Below are 974 nucleotides of genomic sequence, written 5' to 3' on the forward strand. Positions count from 1 at the left end.
AGACAGCACTCCAGCTCCTCCAGTCCCACTGGTTTGAACAGGCAATCGTCCATGCCAGCCGCCAGTCCCTCGCTCACCTGCTCCTGACGGGCATCAGCCGTCAACCCCAAGATAAGGCAACGATGAGCCCCCCTATCCAATTCCAGAGATCTATATTGGCGAGTCAATTCAAAACCACTCATGCCGGGCATATTGAAGTCGGTGATCATTACGTCAAAGGGCACTTTAACAAGAAGATCCAACGCATCGGCACCCGACTCAACAGCCGTTGCATCATGCCCGAGATACGCCAACTGCTGACTGACCAGCAGCCGGTTAGTAGGGTGATCATCCACGATCATGACCCGTAGCTGACGGGTATAGCCCGTCATCGTGCCCAATGCCACTGGCGATGCAGGCTCGACTGCGCTGGCCAACGGCAACTTCATCTCGATACTGACACAAGTGCCGCGTCCGAGTTCACTCTCAAGCAACAGAGCCCCTCCCATCAACTCACAGAGCGAGCGGGAGATCATCAGACCGAGACCCGTGCCAGAACGCTGGATGTGCTCAGGCTGCCTCGCCTGACCAAAAGGCTGGAACAGCCTGGCTTGATCAGCGGGAGCAATGCCTATGCCCGTATCCCGAATAGCCAGCTGCAAAGTACACCAGCCGTCACTGGCTTTTGATTGCAACTCGACCCGCACCGATCCCTTATCCGTGTACTTTATGGCATTGCTGATAAGATTGGAGAGGATTTGTTTGTAGCAGATACTATCGACCAGAACCCAGCGAGGCTCACTGGCTGCGAGCTCCAGTTGCAAGTTCTTTTGTCTGGCCAGAGCGGTAAATACAGTGACGACCGAAGCCGTCAGCGCCACGATGTCATGGGATTCCGGCCTTAGTTCGAGCCGACCGGACTCTATCTTGGAAATATCCAGAATATCGCCAATCAGGCTCAACAGATCCTTGGCCGAACCATGGGCGATGGAGAG

The 974-nt window shown here is 55.1% G+C and carries 1 protein-coding gene; it reads right to left on the bottom strand.

Annotation, left to right across the window (positions count from 1 at the left end; all coding sequences use genetic code 11):
- Positions 1-974 (bottom strand): ATP-binding protein (locus G5154_RS21110; protein ID WP_421251642.1); only part of this gene is annotated, 974 nt, incomplete at both ends.

It is taken from the genome of Aeromonas sp. 600527 (genome assembly GCF_049175415.1).
In the GTDB taxonomy this organism is placed as follows: domain Bacteria; phylum Pseudomonadota; class Gammaproteobacteria; order Enterobacterales; family Aeromonadaceae; genus Aeromonas; species Aeromonas veronii_A.